Raw genomic sequence first — 16,840 nt, 5'->3', positions numbered from 1 at the left:
GGACCCCCGTGCCCCCCACGCCACGCTCCGCGCGGCGCGGGGCCCTGCACGGGGGCCGAGGGCGGGCGGTGGGGCGGCGCTAGAGCTCCAGGGCCAGCCAGAGGGCGGTGGTGGCGGTGAGGAGGGTGAGGGGCACCGTGGCCAGGCCGACCAGGGAGTACCGGGTCGGGGTCGGGGCGTCGGGGCCCATGACGCGGCGCCACAGCAGGTTGGCCAGTGACCCGGCGTAGCTGAGGTTCGGGCCCACGTTCACCCCGATCAGCACCGCCAGCAGGGTGGGCGTGCCCCCGGCCGCGGCGACCGGCAGCAGGGCCAGGGTGGCCGGCAGGTTGTTCACCAGGTTCGCCGTCACCGCGGCCACCGCGGCGACGGCGAGCAGCGCCGGCAGCGAGCCGCCCACCGGCAGCAGGTCGGCCAGCAGCTCCTCCAGCCCCGCCCGCCGCAGCGCCAGGACCACGACGGCCAGGCCGAACACGAACAGCGCCAGCGGCACGTTCGCCGCCTCGACCAGCTCGGCGAGGCGGGTCCGCCGGCTGCGCAGCTGCTTCGCGGCGAGCACCAGCACACCGGCCAGCGCCGGCCACACCGGGGACACCCCGACCAGCGAGGCGGCCCCGAACCCCAGCACCGTGAGCCCCACAACCGCCAGCGCCAGCCGCGGCGCCGGCGGGACGTCGTCGACCGGCACGGGCACCGGGACGGCGAGCTCGGCGCGGAACACCCGGCGCAGGGTCAGGTGCTCCACGACCACCGCGGCCAGCCACGGACCGGCCATCAGCGCGGTGAAGTGCAGGAACGACAGCCCGGTCGCGGTGAACGCCAGCAGGTTCGTCAGGTTGCTCACCGGCATCAGCAGCGAGCCGCTGTTGGCCAGGTGACCGGTCACCCAGCCGTGCGGCCCGGCCGGCACCCGCATGCGCCGGGCCGCGGCCAGCACCACCGGGGTGAGCAGCACCACCGTGGCGTCCAGGCTGAGCACCGCGGTGACCAGGGCGGCGAGCCCGGTGACGGCGAGGAACAGCCGCGGCGCCGAGCGGCCGGCCCGCCGGGCGGTCACCGCGGCCGCCCAGCGGAACAGGCCCTCGGTGTCGGCCAGGTGCGACAGCAGCAGGATCACCACCAGGAACCCCACGGTGGGGGCCACCTCGCGCACCGCGGCCTCGCCGTCGGGCCAGCCGACCGCGCCGACCAGCGCCAGGTACACCGCGCCGGTGCAGGCCACCGCGCCCCCGGACAGTCGCGGGGAGTCGACGACCGCGGCCACCAGCGCGGCCAGCAGGACGACGGCGGCGACGGCGAACGCGACGGCGTCCATCAGTCGCCGGTCAGCCGCGCAGGAACAGGTACACCGCGACGCTGACGCCGAAGACCACGATGAGCACCCGCAGCGGGGTGGCCGGGATCCGGCCGGCGATCCTCGCGCCCAGGTAGCCGCCGGCCAGCGCGGCCGGCGCGCAGACGGCCACGTAGGCCCACTCCACCGGGCCGAAGACGCCGAACACGACCACCGTGGTGCTGGCGGTGACCAGCGACAGCATGCTCTTGATCGCGTTGGCCAGCTTCAGCCGGCCCAGGCCCAGCGCGAGCACCCCGGTCAGGATCACGCCGAGGGCGCCGCCGAAGTAGCCGCCGTACACTGTGGCCAGGTAGACGGCCACGTACAGCCACACCCGGTCGGTGGGGTCGGCGCCGGTGTCGCCCCGGCGCAGCCGGCGGGTGATCAGCGGCTGCACCCCGATGAGCAGCGAGGCCAGCAGCACCAGCACCGGGACGACGGTGTCGAAGGCGGAGGTGGGCGTGGTCAGCAGCAGCACCGACCCGGTGACCCCGCCCAGGGCCGCCACCACCGACAGCGAGACCAGCCGACGGCGCTGGCCGACGTAGTCCTGGCGGAAGCCGAACACCCCGCCCAGGTAGCCGGGCCACTGGGCGATGGAGTTGGTCACGTTGGCCGCGACGGTGGGCAGACCGAGGGCCACCAGGGTCGGGAAGAGGATCAGCGAGCCGCCACCGGCGATGGAGTTGACGACGCCGGCCACCAGGGCGACGCCGGCCGCGATCAGCAGGTCGGCGGCGGACACGGAGCGCCACCTTACGGTGGGCCGGTGACGACACGCAGATGGGCGCAGGGGCTGGCGGCGGCGCTCGGTGGGTCGGGGGTGCTGCACCTGGTGCGCCCGGCGACCTTCGCCCCGCTGGTGCCGCCGGAGCTGGGCAGCGCCCGCGGCTGGGTGCTGGCCAGCGGCGTCGCCGAGCTCGTCACGGCCGGGCTGCTGGCCGCCCCGCGCACCCGCGCGCTGGGTGGCCGGGCCGCGGCGGGGCTGCTGGTGGCCTTCGTGCCCGCGCACCTGCACACCTACCGGGTGGTGCCGCACACGCCGGTGCCGCTGGCGCTCGCCACGGCCCGGCTGCCGCTGCAGGTGGTGCTGATCCGGGGTGCGCTGCGGGTGGCCCGGGTGGGCTGAGCCACCCGCCCGCACTTCGGTTGCGCACGACGGACCCACAGCTGGCATGGTTGTTGGCATGCGCAAGTGGCTGCCCCTCGCAGCGATCTGTACCGGCACGTTCATGCTGCTCGTCGACGTCACGATCGTGAACGTCGCGCTGCCCGACCTCGCCGCGGACCTCGGCACCAGTTCCAGCCAGCTGCAGTGGGTGGTCGACGTCTACGCCCTCGCGCTGGCCGCCCTGGTGCTGGGCGCGGGCTCGCTCGCCGACCTGTTCGGACGGCGCCGGCTCTATCTCGGCGGGCTGGGGCTGTTCGCCGTCGCCTCGCTGGCCTGCGGGCTGGCGCCGAGCGCCGACCTGCTCGTGGCTGCCCGCGCCGTCCAGGGGGTCGGGGGAGCGGCGATGCTGGCCACCACGATCGCGCTGATCAACACCAGCTACGAGGGCCGGGACCGGGGGACGGCGTTCGGCGTCTGGGGTGCGGTCGTCGGGGCCGCGGCCGCGCTCGGGCCGATCCTGGGCGGGGCGCTGAGCGAGCTGTCCTGGCGGTGGATCTTCTTCGTCAACCTGCCCGTCACGGTGCTCGCCGTGGCGCTCACCCTCATCGCGGTCGAGGAGTCGCGGCGGGACGGCGCCCCGCGGCCCGACGTCCCGGGGATCGTGCTGTTCTCCCTCGGCATCGGCGGCGTGGTCTACGGCCTGGTCGAGGCCGGCGGCGGGTCGTGGGGCGACGCGCTGGTCTGGGGGCCGATCGCCGCGGGCCTGGTCGTGCTGGCCGCCTGGGTGCTGGTCGAGCGGCGGGTGGCCGCGCCGATGCTCGACGTGTCGCTGTTCGCCGAGCGGTCCTTCACCGGCATCATGCTGGGCGCGCTGCTGCTCAACGCCGCCGCGTTCTCCTCCTCGCTGTACACCTCGCTGTGGCTGCAGTCGATCCTCGGGCTGTCACCGCTGCAGGGCGGGCTGGTGTTCGTCCCGCTGTCGCTGGTCAGCTTCGTGGTGGCCGGTGCGGCCGGGCGTTTCCTGCAGACGCTGTCGCCCCGGCTGGTGCTCGGTGGCGGCCTGGTCGTGGTGGGTGCCGGCTCGCTGCTGCTGGCGCTGGTCGGGCCGGGCTCCAGCTGGCCGGTTCTCCTGCCCGGCCTGGCGGTGCTCGGGCTCGGCGTCGGCATCGCCAACCCGACGCTGGCCTCCGCCGCCCTGGCCACCGTCCCGCGGGAGCGCAGCGGCATGGCCTCCGGTGCGGTCAACACGTTCCGCCAGCTCGGGTTCGCCCTCGGCGTCGCCGTGCTGAGCACGGTGTTCACCGCCCGCGCGGCCTCCTCGCTCGCCGACGCCGGGACTCCCGACGCGTCAGGGTCCGCGGCCGGGCTGGTTGCCGGTCAGGCCGGGAGGATCATCGGCTCGGCGCCGGCCGAGGCCCGCGCCGGGCTGACCGACGCCCTGGCCGCGGCCTACGCCGAGGGCCTGCGCTCGGTGTTCCTGGTGTGCGGGTTGGGTGGGGTGCTCGGCGGCGTGCTGGTGCTGCTGCTGGTGCGCGCGGCGGCGCCGGGCCAGGAGCCCGAACCCGAGCGTGCAGCCGCGGACGGCGCCCGGGAGCCAGCCGCCCGGAGCTGATCCCTGCGGTGCGCCGCCCGGGTCCGGGGCCGGTCCGTGGCATCGTCGGGCCGTGAGCCGTCTGGTCGAAGCACTGGTGCCCGCCCGGCTCGGGGTGGGCTTCCGGTGGCTGCTGGCGTCCTCCTGGATCAGCCAGCTGGGGGACGGCATCGCGATCGCGGCGGGCCCGCTGCTGGTGGCCTCGCTCACCGACGACGCCCGGGTGGTTGCCTTCGCCGCCACCGTGCAGTGGCTGCCGCCGCTGCTGTTCGGCCTGCTGGCCGGCGCGCTGTCCGACCGGCTGGACCGGAAGCTGATCGTGGTCACGGTCGACCTGGCGCGGGCCGGCGTGCTGGCCGTGCTCGCGCTGGCCGCGTTCACCGACCGGGTGCCGGTGGCCGCGGTGCTGGCCGCGCTGTTCGTCGCCGCGACCGCCGAGGTCTTCGCGGACAACGCGACCCAGACCCTGCTGCCGATGCTGGTCGACCGGGACGACCTGGCGGTGGGCAACGCGCGCCTGATGACCGGCTTCGTCACGGTGAACCAGCTCGCCGGGCCGCCGATCGGGGCGGCGCTGTTCACCGTCGGGGTGTTCTGGCCGTTCGCCGTGCAGGCCCTCGTCGTCGCACTCGGGGCGGTGCTCGTCTCCCGGATCGCGATGCCGTCGCACGATCGGGACGCCGCGGCGCGCACCCGCATCCGGCACGACGTCGCCGAGGGGTTCCGCTGGGTGGTGCACCACGCCGCCGTCCGGACGCTGGTGCTGACCATCTTCATCTTCAACGTGACCTTCGGCGCGGCCTGGTCGGTGCTGGTGCTCTACGCCGGCGAGCGGCTCGGGCTGGGCGAGATCGGCTTCGGCCTGGTGACCACCGTCGGTGCGCTGGGCGGGCTGCTCGGGGTGTGGCGTTACGGATGGCTGACCCGCCGGTTCACCCTGGCCCAGCTGATGCGGATCGGGTTGGTGGTGGAGACCCTGACCCACCTCGCCCTCGCCCTGGCCAGCAGCCCGTGGGTGGCGCTGCCGGTGTTCTTCGTCTTCGGCGCGCACGCCTTCGTGTGGGGCTCCACGTCGGTCACCGTGCGGCAGCGGGCGGTGCCCGCGCCGCTGCAGGGCCGGGTCGGCAGCGTCAACCTGGTCGGGGTGTTCGGCGGTCTGGTCATCGGGTCGGGCATCGGTGGCCTGCTCGCCGACCGCTACGGCGTCACCGCGCCGTTCTGGTTCGCCTTCGCGGGCTCGGCGCTGTTCGTGGTGCTGATCTGGCGGCAGCTGGCGCACGTCGCGCACGCCGACGAGGCGCCGGCCGCCGTGGAGGACTGACCGGTCCGGTCGGTCAGCGCAGCTTGTCGGGGGCGACGTCGTCGACGATCGCGCGGAAGGTGCGGGTGTCGACCTCGTCGTCCACGGTGACCCGGACGATGTCGGTGACCTGCTGGCGGGACGTGGTGCGGGCGGCGCTGACCCGGGACGCGGCGATCAGCTTCAGCTGCTGCAGGCGGCTGGTGGAGCAGCCGGCGGAGTCGGGGATCCGGGGGAGTCGGTTCTCACGCATGGGCCGACCGTAGGCGGGTGCTCGGGGTCCGCCGGGGGTTTCGTCACGGGCGCGTCGCCTTCCGTTCACATCAGCTGTCCCACGGGTGTGCAGGCGTCCCCGGCGTGACCACTGTCCGGTCCGGCGCTCGGCTTGAGTAGGGTCCGGTGCACGACGGACGAGTCGGCTGGGCGGTCGCGTTGCCGGGGGAGACCCCGGTGCCGAGGAACGTCCGGGCTCCACAGGGCAGGGTGGTCGCCAACAGCGACCCGGGGCGACCCGCGGGACAGTGCCACAGAGAACAGACCGCCAGTGCCCGCACTGGTAAGGGTGAAACGGCGGTGTAAGAGACCACCGCACACCGGGTGACCGGTGTGGCTCGGTAAACCCCACCCGGAGCAAGGTCAAGAGGGACGGCGGTCCGCCGCCGTCCTGCGCAGGCGACCGAGGGCTGCCCGCCCGATGCCTGCGGGTAGACCGCTCGAGCCTGCCGGCAACGGCAGGCCTAGATGGATGACCGCCCATCGGGAGGCCGCGAGGCACCCGGGGACAGAACCCGGCGTACAGGCCGACTCGTCCGTCGCCCTCCGCCCGGGGGAGCGGTGCGGCGACCCCGCCGTCCTGTCGGTGGTCCTCGCTAGGGTGGCGCCGCTCACAGCCGCCCCCCACGAGGAGGACCCGCCATGGCCTCGCGCCTCAACCCCTACATCAACCTCGACCACGAGGCCCGCCAGGCCCTGGAGTTCTACCGCGACGTGTTCGGCGGTGAGTTCACCGCCATGACCTTCGGCGACATGGGCACCGAGGGCCCGGAGGCCACCAAGGTCATGCACGGCCAGCTGGAGACGCCGTCCGGCTTCACGCTGATGGTCTCCGACCGGCCCGAGGGCATGGAGCGCTCAGAGGGCAGCAGCATCTCCGTCAGCCTCAGCGGTGACGACGCCGACGACCTGCGCGGCTGGTTCGCGAAGCTGTCCGACGGCGGCAGCGTCAGCGTGCCGCTGGAGAAGCAGATGTGGGGCGACGAGTTCGGCATGTGCACCGACCGGTTCGGCGTCGACTGGATGGTGAACGTCTCCGAGCCGGCCGCCTGAGCCCCCGGTGCACATGAAGCTGGAACTGGTGCCGCTCCCGGTCGCCGACGTCGACCGGGCGACGGCCTTCTACGCCGAGCGGCTCGGGTTCGTCGTCGACGTCGACGTGCGGCCTGCCGACGGCGTGCGGGTGGTGCAGCTGACGCCGCCGGGGTCGGCCTGCTCGATCAGCCTGGGCACCGGCCTGGACGCCTACGGCGGGCAGCCGGGGTCGGTGCGCGGCCTGCACCTGGTCGTCGCCGACATCGCGCAGGCCCGCGCCGACCTCGTCGACCGGGGAGTCGACGTGGGGCCGGTGCAGGACGTCGGTGGCGGGGTGCTCTACGCGGGCTTCGCCGACCCGGACGGCAACGGGTGGACCCTCCAGCAGATGCCCTGGCGCACCGGCGACGCCTACTGACGCCGGCTCTGCGCGGCCGGGCCCGGTGGGGATCCGGGGAGCGGGGGCCCCACCGACGGCACTCCCGGGTCACCGTCGGCACGGCCGGACGCGCCGACGGTGCCCCAGGGCTGCGGGCGGCCGGGGGGTTGTGGCGGCTCCGCCCGGTCCGCGCTCACAGCTGGCACCCAGCCGGCACCCGGCCGGCGCCGAGCGCGGCCTGGGACCGTGGACGGCGTCCACCTGAGGAGTTGCACCGTGCCGACGCACGCACCGAGCCGGACCGACCCCGTCCCCGCCCATCCGGTCCTGCTCGTGATCGGCGGCCTGCCCGGCAGCGGCAAGACCACCCTGCTGCGCCGGCTGCTCGCCGACGCCCCACCCGGCGTCACCGCGCTGGACTCCGAGCAGGTGGCCGGCCGCGCCCACCGCGCCGCCCCCGGGGTGCCGTACCGGGTGCTGCGGCCGGCCGTGCACCTGCTGCACCGGCTCCGGGTGCTGCGTACCGTCGCCGGCCCGGCGCCCGTCGTCGCGCTCACCGACCCGTGGACCAGCCCGCGGTGGCGGGCCGCGGTGCTCCGGGCCGCCCGACGCCGCGGCCGGGTGGTGCGCCAGGTGCTGCTGGACACCCCGCCCGAGCTGGCCGCCGAGGGCCAGCGGGCACGGGGCCGCGTGGTGCCCACCCGGTCCATGCGGCGGCACACCACCCGCTGGCACCAGCTCCTGCAGGACGCCGTCCAGACCGCCGACCGGGCCTCCGACCAGCTCCAGTATCGACACGAACAGCCCGCCAAGATGGCCATTGTGGCGGGTTGGGGGCAGGTGGCGGGGCGGGAGCGGGCGGTGTGGGTGGTGAGTCGGGAGCAGGCGGCACGACTGGCCCTGGACGACGTCCAGGGGCTCGGGAGGGTCTGACCTCCCCGCCTCACCGAGCTGCCCGCCGACCTCGCGCGCCGGCCCGCCCCCTGTCCGGTTGGCCTTCTGCCGGGCTGGCCCCCGGCCGGGCCGGCCTCCCGTCGGCTGGCTGGCCGGCCGGCTGATCTCCCGGCCGGGTGAGGTGTCGGCGTGGTGCGGTGGGGGAGTGCCGGGTGCGTGGGACGCTCGGCGGGTGAGCCCGCTGAGCCCGCTGAGCCCGGACGCGGGGTCGTGACCCCTGTCCTGGTGGCCAGTGCTCTGGTCGCCGGTGCGGTGCTCGGGCGGGTCGTCGACCACCGGGCTGTCCGCTCGCTGAGCCCGGTCCCGGTGCCGGTCGGTGGACCGCCGGCCGCGCCGTCGCACCGGGTGCGGGTGGTGGGCGCCCCGCTGCCCGAGCTGGTGGGCGGCGTGCTCGCCGCGGTGCTCGTGCTGCGGCTCGGCGTGACGGTCGAGCTGGTGCCGTGGCTGTGGTTCCTCGCGGTCGGGGTGCTGCTGGCGATCGTCGACCTGGCTGAGCAGCGGTTGCCCAACCGTGTCGTGCTGCCCGGCATCGTCGTAGCGCTGGTGCTCTTCACCGGCAGCGCCGCGTTCGACGACGGCTGGCCGGCACTGCGCCGCGCGGTGCTCGCCGCCGGTGCCTGCTACCTGGTGCTGCTGGTGATGGTGCTGGTCGCGCCGACCGGCATGGGCATGGGCGACGTGAAGCTCGCCGCGTTCCTCGGCCTGTACCTCGGGTGGCTGGGGTGGCCGGTCGTGCTCGCCGGCTTCTGGCTGGCCTTCGTGCTGCAGGCGGTGCTCGCGCTGGGGCTGCTCGCCGCCCGGCGGGTGGGTCGCAAGGCCGACCTGCCCTTCGGCCCGGCGCTGCTCGGCGGCACCCTGCTCGCCCTGCTGCTGACCGACGGCTGGGCCCTGCTGCCCCGCTGAGCCGGTCGCCCGGGCGAGCTGCCCGCCCGTCGCCCGACCAGGTGGTGCGGGACTGCGCACCGTCACGACCGGGCCTCTCTCCTCCCGAGGGGTGAACTCGGACGGTCCCGGCTGTGGTCGGTGCCCGCACTGGTCGACACCAGTCGCGAGGCCGCGTTCCCGAGTCATCCCGACCCGGACCCAGCGACGGCTGCCACACCGCATGGAGATGACCGTGGTCACGCTGTTCCAGAGCCTGTACACCCTGTCCCTCGTGACCGCCGACCGCGTCAGCGGCCGGGTCGAGTCCCTCAAGGGCGAGCGCGGCGCCAGCGCCGTCGAGTACGCGCTGCTCGTCGGGCTGATCGCCATCGCCGTCGTGGTCGCCGTAGGCGCCTTCGGCGGAAAGTTGAAGACGCTGTTCGACGGCATCAGCATCGAAGCGCCGAAGGCCGTCCCGACCACCAGCACCGCGCCGACCTCCTGACGTACCGCTTCATCGGCTGCGCCTCGCGCAGCACAACGGGTTCAGCGGCCGGCTCCATCGTGAGCCGGCCGCCACGCCCGCGCAGAAGACCCCGTGCAGGACGTCACCACGAAGACCCCGAGAGGAACCCGACGTGACCGCCACTACTGCCGCTTGCCAAGCCACCCGGAGCCGCTTCGGCGCCCGGCTGCTCGGCGACCGCGGGGCTGCGGCCGTCGAGTTCGCGCTCCTCGTCCCGACGCTCTTCCTGATCGTCCTCGGGATCGTGGACCTCAGCCGGCTCATGCAGGTCCAGGCCTCGCTCAGCGCGGCCGCCCGGGAGGGCGCCCGGGTCATGGCGCTGACCAACGACACCGATGCGGCCGAGGAGGCCGTGCTCGTTGCGGCCGGCTCCCTCCCGGTCCTGGCCGGGGAGGTCGTCGTCTCCCCGGACCTCTGCCGTCGGGCCTCCGACGCCGATCCGGCCACGGTGCCCGCCGACCCCGACGCGACCCCCGGTCGCGAGGACATGGACATCACCCAGACCGTCACCGTGACGGTCACCTACGACCAGCCGCTCGCCTCCGGGCTCCTCGGGCTCTCGAAGGAACTCACCGGGACGGCGGTCATGCGATGCGGCGGCTGACCGCCACCGTCGGCGGAACACGGCTCGGCGGCCGGCTGGCCGAGGAGCGCGGCGCGATCGCGGTGTTCGTCGCCCTGGCCATGACCGTCCTGCTCGCGTTCGCCGCGCTGGCCATCGACACCGCGTCGGTCCGCCGGGACGCCCAGGTGCTGCGCAACGCCGCCGACGCCGCCGCCCTCGCCATCGCCCTGGAGTGCGCCCGCCCCGACCCCGCGGCCCCGGCCCTCACCCCGTCCGACGAGAAGGCCGCGCGCCAGCGGGTCGGCGCGAGCAGCTGCCCGGAGCCTGCCGACGTCACCGACCAGGTGGCGACCATGGTGGCCGAGAACGGCGGCGGCAGCGACCACGGCCACGGGCTGTCGGAGGAGAACCGGACGGTCACCGTGACCACCACCGCCATTCCCGACAGCACCATCATGGAGACGCTGGGCTTCACCCCCGACCCCGTCACGGTCTCCGCCACGGCCGTCTGGGCGCCGGCCACCAACGCGTACCCCGCGGCGCACCCGCTGGCCCTGTCCTACTGCCGTTGGCTCGACCTGCCCGAGCAGACGGTGACCACCGCGTCCGACGGGGTGGTGCTGCTCCTGCCCCCGCGCCAGGAGATCACCCCTGGCGACTGGACCGGCAACGACACCTGCACCGGCCCGGGCGACGTCTCGATCACCGTGCCGAAGAGCGTCATGACCCCCACCGATGACGGCGCCGAGTGCGGCACCACGTCGGCCAAGGGTCGCGACGTCACCGGCGAGACCTTCGAGCCGGTCACCTTCGACAAGCGGGTCTGCGTGGCCAGCGGCCAGTTCGGCGCCCCGGACGGCTGGGAGCACGGCGGCTACGAGATCGTCCTGCCGATCTACGCCGAGCGCTCGGGCGACCAGTACCGCGTCTGGGACCACATGGGCTTCCACGTCATGGGCGTCACCGACCGCGGCGGGGTGTGGGGCTTCTCCACCGGCCTCGCCGACCCGGCCCGGGCCACCGAGGTCCCGTCCGACGTCCGGCTGGTCGAGAGCCCGTGAACACCGACCCGTGAACCCCGGCCCGTGACGACCGGCCCGTGACCAGCGCCCGACCACCCCGCCCGACCCACCGCTCACTCCCGCTCACGACCCAAGGACGACCATCATGCAGCGCCGCCTCCTCGCCGCCGTCGCGGCGTTCCTCATCGCCGCCGTCGGAGCGGTCGTCCTCGTCGGCTACGTCAACTCGGCCGACGCCCGCGCCCAGGCCGGCGAGCAGCTGGTCCCCGTGCTGGTCGTGACCAGCCCCGTCCCGGCCGGCACGGACGCCGCCGCGCTGGCGGGCTCGGTCTCCACCGCCCAGGTGCCCGCCCGGCTCGCCGCCCCGGGCCGCGTGGCGGAGCTGACCGACCTCACCGGCCGGGTCACCACCGCCGCGCTGCTGCCCGGTGAGCAGGTGCTGGCCGAGCGCTTCGTGGACCCCTCGACGCTGCTGCCCGCCGGCACCGTCGCGGCACCGGCCGGCACGCAGGAGGTCAGCCTGAGCCTGCAGCCGCAGCAGGCGGTCAACGGTGCGGTCAAGGCCGGCGACCGGGTGGGCGTGCTCGTCTTCGGCGACGGCGTCTCTCAGGTCGTCGACGACGTCCTGGTCACCCGGTCCACCGGCGGGGACGGCGCCACCACGGTCACCGTCACCCTCGCCCTCGACGGCCCGCAGAGCACCGCCGTGATCGCCGGCATGCAGGACGGCACCGTCTGGCTCTCGCTGCAGGAGGCCGCCCGCCCGGGCTCCACGCCGGGCACCGTCACCCCCGACCCGGCCACCACCCCGACCACCGGAGAGCAGGCATGACCACCGTCCTGACCATCGGCGTGGGCGCCCCCCTGGCCCAGCACCTCGACGCCGTCAGCAGCGCCACCCACCTGGGTGTCGCGGCGCTGGAGGCCCCGGGCGGCCTGATGGCCCGCCTGGAGGAGGCCGGCCAGCCGGAGGTCCTCGTCCTCGGCACCGACGTCCCGCTGGACCGGGCCCTGGGCCTGGCCGCGCAGGTCGACGTCTGGGCGATCCCGCTCAGCGTGGTCCTGGTCGGGCCCTCCGACCCCGACCTGTGGGTCGCCGCGATGCGCTCCGGCGTCCGCGACGTGCTCGGCCCGGACGCCGGTCAGGACGACGTCGCCGCCGTGCTGCACCGCTGCGGCACCGTGGCCCGGGCCCGCGCCGAGGCCACCCGGCCCGTCGCGGGCCACGGCCCGGGCCCGGACCAGGGCCCGGACCACCGGGTCGTCGTCGTCGCCTCGGCGAAGGGCGGGGTCGGCAAGACCACCGTCTCCACCAACCTCGCCGTCGGCCTGGCCCGGTCCGGCCGCGGCTCCACCGTGATCGTCGACCTGGACATGCAGTTCGGCGACGTCGCGAGCGCGCTGGCCCTGGCGCCGGAGTTCACCCTGCCCGACACGGTGAACGGGGCCGCCAGCAGCGACCCGCTGGTGCTCAAGACGTTCCTCACCCGGCACCCCAGCGGGCTGTACGTGGTGGCCGGCAGCGACTCGCCGGCGGCCGGCGACGCCGTGACGTCGGCGCAGGTCGCGCAGCTGATCGCCACGCTGAGCACGGAGTTCCGCTACGTCGTCGTCGACACCGCGCCCGGCCTGTCCGACCACACCCTCACGGTGCTGGAGCAGGCCACCGACCTGGTGCTCATGAGCGGGGCCGACGTGCCCGGCGTGCGCGGCATGCGCAAGGAGCTCGACGTGCTCCAGGAGCTCGCCCTGGTGCCGGCCCGCCGCCACCTGGTGCTCAACATGTGGGACGCCGCCGGCGCACTGTCGACCGCCGACATCGAGACCACCATCGGCGCCCCGCTGGACGTCGTCCTGCCCCGTGCCGGCGCGGTGGCGCTGTCCACCAACACCGGGGTGCCGCTGCTGCAGACCGGTGGCCGGGACGCGGTGACCAAGGGCCTGCAGACGCTGCTCGGCCGCTTCCTGCCCGACGCGGCACCCAGCCGCCCGGGCCTGCTCGGCCGCCTGCGGGCCGGTGCCCGATGACCCTCACCGACCGCATCGCCACCGCGCGCGGGGAGCAGGTGCTCGGCCCGGACCCGGTCCTCCTCGCCCGCGCCGCGGCCGCGGTGCAGGCTCCGGCGACCAGCCTGGCAGCGCGGGTGGCCACCACCGTCGAGTCCGACGGTGGCCGCCCGGGCGGGTCGGACGCCGCGACCAGTGGGCCGACCGACGCCCTGAGCCGGCTGAAGGACCGCGCCAGCCGCGCGCTGTTCGAGCGCCTGGGCAACAAGATCTCCGACCCGGACCTGCCCGAGGACCAGCTGCACGCGCTGGTGCGCACCGAGCTGCAGCGCGTGCTGGCCAACGAGCAGACCGCGCTGTCCGGTGAGGACCGCCGCCGGCTGATGAGCGAGATCACCGACGAGGTGCTCGGCTACGGCCCGCTGCAGCCGCTGCTGGAGGACACCGACGTCACCGAGATCATGGTCAACGGCCCGGACCGGGTCTACGTCGAGCGGCGTGGCCGGCTCACGCTGACCACCACGTCGTTCGCCTCCGAGGCACACCTGCGCCGGGTCATCGAGCGGATCGTCTCCCGGGTGGGCCGCCGCATCGACGAGTCCTCGCCGCTGGTCGACGCCCGGCTGCCCGACGGCTCCCGCGTCAACGCGATCATCCCGCCGCTGGCCTTCAGCGGCTCCTCGCTGACCATCCGCAAGTTCGCCCGGGAGCCGTTGCAGGTCACCGACCTGATCGGCTTCGGCACCCTGTCCCCGGACATGGCCGAGCTGCTGCGCGCCTGCGTGGAGGCCCGGCTCAACATCATCGTCGCCGGCGGCACCGGCACCGGGAAGACCACCCTGCTCAACGTGCTCAGCTCCTTCATCCCGGAGACCGAGCGGATCATCACCATCGAGGACGCCGTCGAGCTGCAGCTGCAGCAGGAGCACGTCGTCCGGCTGGAGTCCCGCCCGGCGAACATCGAGGGCAAGGGCGAGATCGGCATCCGCGAGCTGGTGCGCAACTCGCTGCGCATGCGGCCCGACCGGATCGTCGTCGGCGAGGTCCGCGGCGGGGAGAGCCTGGACATGCTGCAGGCCATGAACACCGGCCACGACGGCTCGCTGTCCACGGTGCACGCCAACACCCCGCGTGACGCGATCGCCCGCCTGGAGACCCTGGTGCTGATGGCCGGCATGGACCTGCCGCTGCGCGCGGTGCGGGAGCAGGTCGCCTCCGCCGTGGACGTCATCGTGCAGATCAGCCGGCTGCGCGACGGCACCCGCCGGATCACCCACGTCACCGAGGTGCAGGGCATGGAGGGCGACAAGGTGACGCTGCAGGACGCCTACGTCTTCGACCACTCCGGCGGCACCGACCTCAACGGCCGGATCATCGGCCACGCCGTGCCCACCGGGGTGCGCCCGCGCTTCACCCAGCGCTTCGAGGAGCTCGGCATCTCCGTCTCCCCGCGCGTGTTCGCCGCCCCCGCCCCGCGCGCGCCGTCCCTGGGGCGTGGCTGATGCCCGCCGCCGTGTGGCTCGGCGTGGCGCTGGTCGCCCTCGCCCTCGCCCTCGGTGTGCTGGCCCTGGCCGGTCCCCGCCGCGCCCAGGTCCCGCTGTCCCGGCTGACGTCCGCGCCGTCGGCGGCGCCGGCGACCGGCCTCGCCTCGGCCGCCGAGGGCACCACCGCCCGCGTCGACCAGCTGCTGCAGCGGTCGGGCCGGCTCGACACGCTCGAGGCCGCGCTGGAGCGCGGTGGCATGCGCCAGCGCCCGGCCGAGGTCGTCGTCATCACCGGTGGGGCGGCGCTGGGCCTCGGCGCGGTCTGCCTGCTGGCCGGCGGCCCGCTGCTGGGCCTGGTCGGCGCCGCCCTGGCGCCGCTCGGCGCCTACGTGGTGGTCACCCGCGCCATCCGGCGCCGGCAGGCCGCCTTCCTGGACCAGCTGGACGACGCCCTGCAGCTCATGGCCGGCAGCCTCCGCGCCGGGCACAGCGTGCTGCGCGCGCTGGACACCGTCAGCCACGACACCCAGGCCCCGATCGCCGAGGAGTTCTCCCGGGTGGTGAACGAGACCCGCGTCGGGCGCGACCTCAACGCCGCCCTGGAGGAGGTCGTCGAGCGCACGCAGAGCGACGACTTCGCCTGGGTCGTGCAGGCCATCGCGATCCACCGCGAGGTGGGCGGCAACCTGGCCGAGGTGCTGGACCGGGTCAGCGGCACCATCCGCGAGCGCGGCCAGCTGCGTCGCCAGGCCCGCGCACTGTCCGCCGAGGGCCGCATCTCCGGCATCGTGCTGCTGGTGCTGCCCTTCGCCATCACCGGGGTGCTGCTGCTCGTCTCCCCGGACTACGTCGGCCGGCTCACCGCCTCCTCGGGCGGTCTCACCGCCCTCGCTCTCGCCGGCGTGCTCATGGTCGTCGGCGCCGTCTGGATCCGGAAGACCGTGGAGGTGGACTACTGATGGACGTCGTCGTGACATCCGCGGTGCTGGCGGTCGTGCTGCCGCTCGCCTGGCTGCTCCACCGGTCGCTGCGCAGCACCGGCCGCTCGACGTCGATCGCCCGCCGCAACCTCACCCGCGGCCTGGCCAGCACCGTCGTGGCGCAGACCGGGACACTGGAGTCCCGCGGCACCGGCTCCGGCGCGCTGCTGCGCACGCTCACCCCCGAGGTGGCGGCCCGGCGGGTGCGCCGCCTGCTCGACGTCGCGGGCTGGCCCCAGGGCTGGACGATGATGCGGGTGCTGTGGGCCAAGGTCTGGCTGGGCGTCGGTGTCGGCGCCCTCGCCGGGCTGTGGTTCCTCGGCTCGCCCGGCCCGCTCAGCGCGCTCGTGCTACTGCTGGCCCCGATCGGCGTCTACCACCTGCCCGAGCTCGTGCTCTCCGCGCGCGGCAAGGACCGGCAGCAGAAGATCGCCCGCCAGCTGCCCGACGTGCTGGACCAGATGGTGATCTCGGTGGCCGCGGGTCTGGGCTTCGAGGCGGCGCTGTCCCGGGCCGCCGCCAACGGCACCGGCCCGCTGGCCGAGGAGCTGACCCGCACCGTGCAGGACATCTCGGTGGGTCGTCCCCGGCGCGAGGCCTACGAGGCGCTGGTGCGCCGCTCGCACGTGCCCGACGTGCAGCGCTTCGTGGGCGCGGTGAACCAGGCCGACGCCTACGGCGTCTCGATCTCCGACGTGCTGCGCGTGCAGGCGGAGGAGATGCGCGTCAAGCGCCGGCAGCGGGCGGAGGAGGCGGCGATGAAGGTGCCGGTCAAGGTCACCTTCCCGCTGATGGTCTGCATCCTGCCCGCCCTGCTGATCGTCGTCGTCGGGCCCGCCGTGATGGGGCTGTCGGCCTCGCTGGGCTGACGCCGCACCGACGGGCACGCAGCCGCGCGCCGGACCGAGGACTCCTCGGTCCGGCGCGCGGCTGCGTGCTGCCGGCGTCCCGTCGCCACGTCGGACTCCGTGCCGACGGCAACGGCTGTGCCGGCCATCCCAGGGGCATGTGCAGGACGTCGCCCGCTGCGTCCGGTGGCGGCGGCACCTCGTGCTCTGCCCACGTCCGTCTGCCCCTCCGGACGTGGGCGGTACCGCGCGGTCCCTCCGGCCCCGGGCCGCGGGGGAGCGCAGCTCGGCAGCGCGTGAGCAGCTGGTCGTGGTCGGTGGGCGGGAGGGGCGAGGCGGGGTCGGGGAGGCGCCACGGCAGGTGCGGTGCCCCGCGTCCCGGCCCCGGGACGCTCCCACCGGTGTCGCCTCCCGCCTGGGCGACCCGAGGCAGTCGTCGTCCTGGGCCCGCGGGCCGGTCGCGGCCGCTCGTGCCGGGGCGTGCGGCCCCCGTTCCGTCGGGACCGGGCACCACCGACGGGTCACCGGAGGCCGATCGGCCCCGCGGGGTCACGGGCATCCGCCG

General features: G+C 75.1%; 18 protein-coding genes and 1 other RNA gene. 16 read left to right on the top strand and 3 right to left on the bottom strand.

All coding sequences use genetic code 11. The features are described from left to right. Positions 1-79: 79 nt before the first annotated feature. Positions 80-1,315: an SLC13 family permease gene (locus G1H19_RS06085; RefSeq protein WP_152728559.1), complete on the bottom strand. Its 1,236-nt coding sequence runs from the start codon at positions 1,313-1,315 to the stop codon at positions 80-82. 10 nt (positions 1,316-1,325) lie between these two features. After that, entirely contained in the window at positions 1,326-2,081 is a 756-nt protein-coding gene (locus tag G1H19_RS06080; protein WP_162392594.1) for a sulfite exporter TauE/SafE family protein, read from the bottom strand. Between the two features lie 24 nt (positions 2,082-2,105). On the opposite strand from G1H19_RS06080, the gene G1H19_RS06075 reads away from it, so the two are divergent. From G1H19_RS06075 to G1H19_RS06065, 3 genes are read left to right on the top strand one after another with little or no spacing between them, the layout of a single operon-like run. Continuing rightward, entirely contained in the window at positions 2,106-2,465 is a 360-nt protein-coding gene (locus G1H19_RS06075; protein WP_235928013.1) for a DoxX family protein, read from the top strand. A gap of 58 nt (positions 2,466-2,523) precedes the next feature. Next, entirely contained in the window at positions 2,524-4,059 is a 1,536-nt protein-coding gene (locus tag G1H19_RS06070; RefSeq protein WP_152728561.1) for an MFS transporter, read from the top strand. Between the two features lie 52 nt (positions 4,060-4,111). After that, positions 4,112-5,359, top strand: a complete 1,248-nt coding sequence (locus G1H19_RS06065) for an MFS transporter (RefSeq protein ID WP_162392593.1) — start codon at positions 4,112-4,114, stop codon at positions 5,357-5,359. A 13-nt stretch (positions 5,360-5,372) separates the two neighbouring features. Here the strand turns inward: G1H19_RS06065 and G1H19_RS06060 are convergent, their stop codons facing one another. Then, positions 5,373-5,591 (bottom strand): hypothetical protein, encoded by a 219-nt coding sequence (locus G1H19_RS06060; protein ID WP_152728563.1) that lies wholly within the window; start codon positions 5,589-5,591, stop codon positions 5,373-5,375. A 158-nt stretch (positions 5,592-5,749) separates the two neighbouring features. Between G1H19_RS06060 and rnpB the strand changes: the two genes are divergently transcribed. From rnpB to G1H19_RS05995, 13 genes are all read left to right on the top strand, one after another. After that, positions 5,750-6,150, top strand: an RNA gene (gene rnpB, locus G1H19_RS06055) — RNase P RNA component class A. A 103-nt stretch (positions 6,151-6,253) separates the two neighbouring features. Continuing rightward, positions 6,254-6,664, top strand: coding sequence for a VOC family protein (locus G1H19_RS06050; protein WP_152728565.1), 411 nt, complete (start codon positions 6,254-6,256; stop codon positions 6,662-6,664). A 13-nt stretch (positions 6,665-6,677) separates the two neighbouring features. Beyond that, complete coding sequence (locus G1H19_RS06045; RefSeq protein ID WP_152728567.1) at positions 6,678-7,064, top strand: VOC family protein; 387 nt, start codon at positions 6,678-6,680, stop codon at positions 7,062-7,064. A gap of 237 nt (positions 7,065-7,301) precedes the next feature. Next, positions 7,302-7,958, top strand: a complete 657-nt coding sequence (locus tag G1H19_RS06040) for an AAA family ATPase (protein WP_162392591.1) — start codon at positions 7,302-7,304, stop codon at positions 7,956-7,958. Positions 7,959-8,189: 231 nt separating this feature from the next. After that, complete coding sequence (locus tag G1H19_RS22985) at positions 8,190-8,882, top strand: prepilin peptidase (RefSeq protein ID WP_152728571.1); 693 nt, start codon at positions 8,190-8,192, stop codon at positions 8,880-8,882. Between the two features lie 214 nt (positions 8,883-9,096). Next, the gene (locus G1H19_RS06030; RefSeq protein ID WP_162392590.1) at positions 9,097-9,348 is read left to right on the top strand and encodes a Flp family type IVb pilin; all 252 of its coding nucleotides are present in this window, start codon (positions 9,097-9,099) and stop codon (positions 9,346-9,348) included. A gap of 133 nt (positions 9,349-9,481) precedes the next feature. Then, a complete protein-coding gene (locus G1H19_RS06025; protein WP_235928012.1) occupies positions 9,482-9,973 on the top strand; it encodes a TadE/TadG family type IV pilus assembly protein in 492 nt (163 codons plus the stop codon). Next, positions 9,961-10,995 carry a pilus assembly protein TadG-related protein gene (locus G1H19_RS06020; RefSeq protein WP_152728573.1) on the top strand — a complete coding sequence of 345 codons (1,035 nt, stop codon included), beginning with the start codon at positions 9,961-9,963 and terminating at the stop codon, positions 10,993-10,995. The genes G1H19_RS06025 and G1H19_RS06020 overlap by 13 nt, the downstream gene beginning before the upstream one ends. A gap of 106 nt (positions 10,996-11,101) precedes the next feature. Next, positions 11,102-11,788, top strand: a complete 687-nt coding sequence (locus tag G1H19_RS06015) for a CpaB family protein (RefSeq protein ID WP_152728575.1) — start codon at positions 11,102-11,104, stop codon at positions 11,786-11,788. Further along, a complete protein-coding gene (locus G1H19_RS06010; protein WP_152728577.1) occupies positions 11,785-12,984 on the top strand; it encodes an AAA family ATPase in 1,200 nt (399 codons plus the stop codon). The genes G1H19_RS06015 and G1H19_RS06010 overlap by 4 nt, the downstream gene beginning before the upstream one ends. Then, positions 12,981-14,465, top strand: a complete 1,485-nt coding sequence (locus G1H19_RS06005; RefSeq protein ID WP_152728579.1) for a CpaF family protein — start codon at positions 12,981-12,983, stop codon at positions 14,463-14,465. The genes G1H19_RS06010 and G1H19_RS06005 overlap by 4 nt, the downstream gene beginning before the upstream one ends. After that, complete coding sequence (locus tag G1H19_RS06000) at positions 14,465-15,406, top strand: type II secretion system F family protein (protein ID WP_152728581.1); 942 nt, start codon at positions 14,465-14,467, stop codon at positions 15,404-15,406. The genes G1H19_RS06005 and G1H19_RS06000 overlap by 1 nt, the downstream gene beginning before the upstream one ends. Then, entirely contained in the window at positions 15,406-16,296 is an 891-nt protein-coding gene (locus G1H19_RS05995) for a type II secretion system F family protein (RefSeq protein ID WP_152728583.1), read from the top strand. The genes G1H19_RS06000 and G1H19_RS05995 overlap by 1 nt, the downstream gene beginning before the upstream one ends. Positions 16,297-16,840: the final 544 nt, after the last annotated feature.

This window comes from Goekera deserti (genome assembly GCF_010685995.1).
GTDB lineage: Bacteria > Actinomycetota > Actinomycetes > Mycobacteriales > Geodermatophilaceae > Goekera > Goekera deserti.
Note: the sequence above shows the minus strand (reverse complement) of the source record. Positions and strands in the feature narration are given on the sequence as shown.

Bases quoted from the DNA above. Each gene is read 5' to 3' on its own strand.
- G1H19_RS06085 (WP_152728559.1), bottom strand. From the start codon at position 1,315: ATGGACGCCGTCGCGTTCGCCGTCGCCGCCGTCGTCCTGCTGGCCGCG.
- G1H19_RS06070 (WP_152728561.1), top strand. From the start codon at position 2,524: ATGCGCAAGTGGCTGCCCCTCGCAGCGATCTGTACCGGCACGTTCATG.
- G1H19_RS06060 (WP_152728563.1), bottom strand. From the start codon at position 5,591: ATGCGTGAGAACCGACTCCCCCGGATCCCCGACTCCGCCGGCTGCTCC.
- G1H19_RS06050 (WP_152728565.1), top strand. From the start codon at position 6,254: ATGGCCTCGCGCCTCAACCCCTACATCAACCTCGACCACGAGGCCCGC.
- G1H19_RS06045 (WP_152728567.1), top strand. From the start codon at position 6,678: ATGAAGCTGGAACTGGTGCCGCTCCCGGTCGCCGACGTCGACCGGGCG.
- G1H19_RS06020 (WP_152728573.1), top strand. From the start codon at position 9,961: ATGCGGCGGCTGACCGCCACCGTCGGCGGAACACGGCTCGGCGGCCGG.
- G1H19_RS06015 (WP_152728575.1), top strand. From the start codon at position 11,102: ATGCAGCGCCGCCTCCTCGCCGCCGTCGCGGCGTTCCTCATCGCCGCC.
- G1H19_RS06010 (WP_152728577.1), top strand. From the start codon at position 11,785: ATGACCACCGTCCTGACCATCGGCGTGGGCGCCCCCCTGGCCCAGCAC.
- G1H19_RS06005 (WP_152728579.1), top strand. From the start codon at position 12,981: ATGACCCTCACCGACCGCATCGCCACCGCGCGCGGGGAGCAGGTGCTC.
- G1H19_RS06000 (WP_152728581.1), top strand. From the start codon at position 14,465: ATGCCCGCCGCCGTGTGGCTCGGCGTGGCGCTGGTCGCCCTCGCCCTC.
- G1H19_RS05995 (WP_152728583.1), top strand. From the start codon at position 15,406: ATGGACGTCGTCGTGACATCCGCGGTGCTGGCGGTCGTGCTGCCGCTC.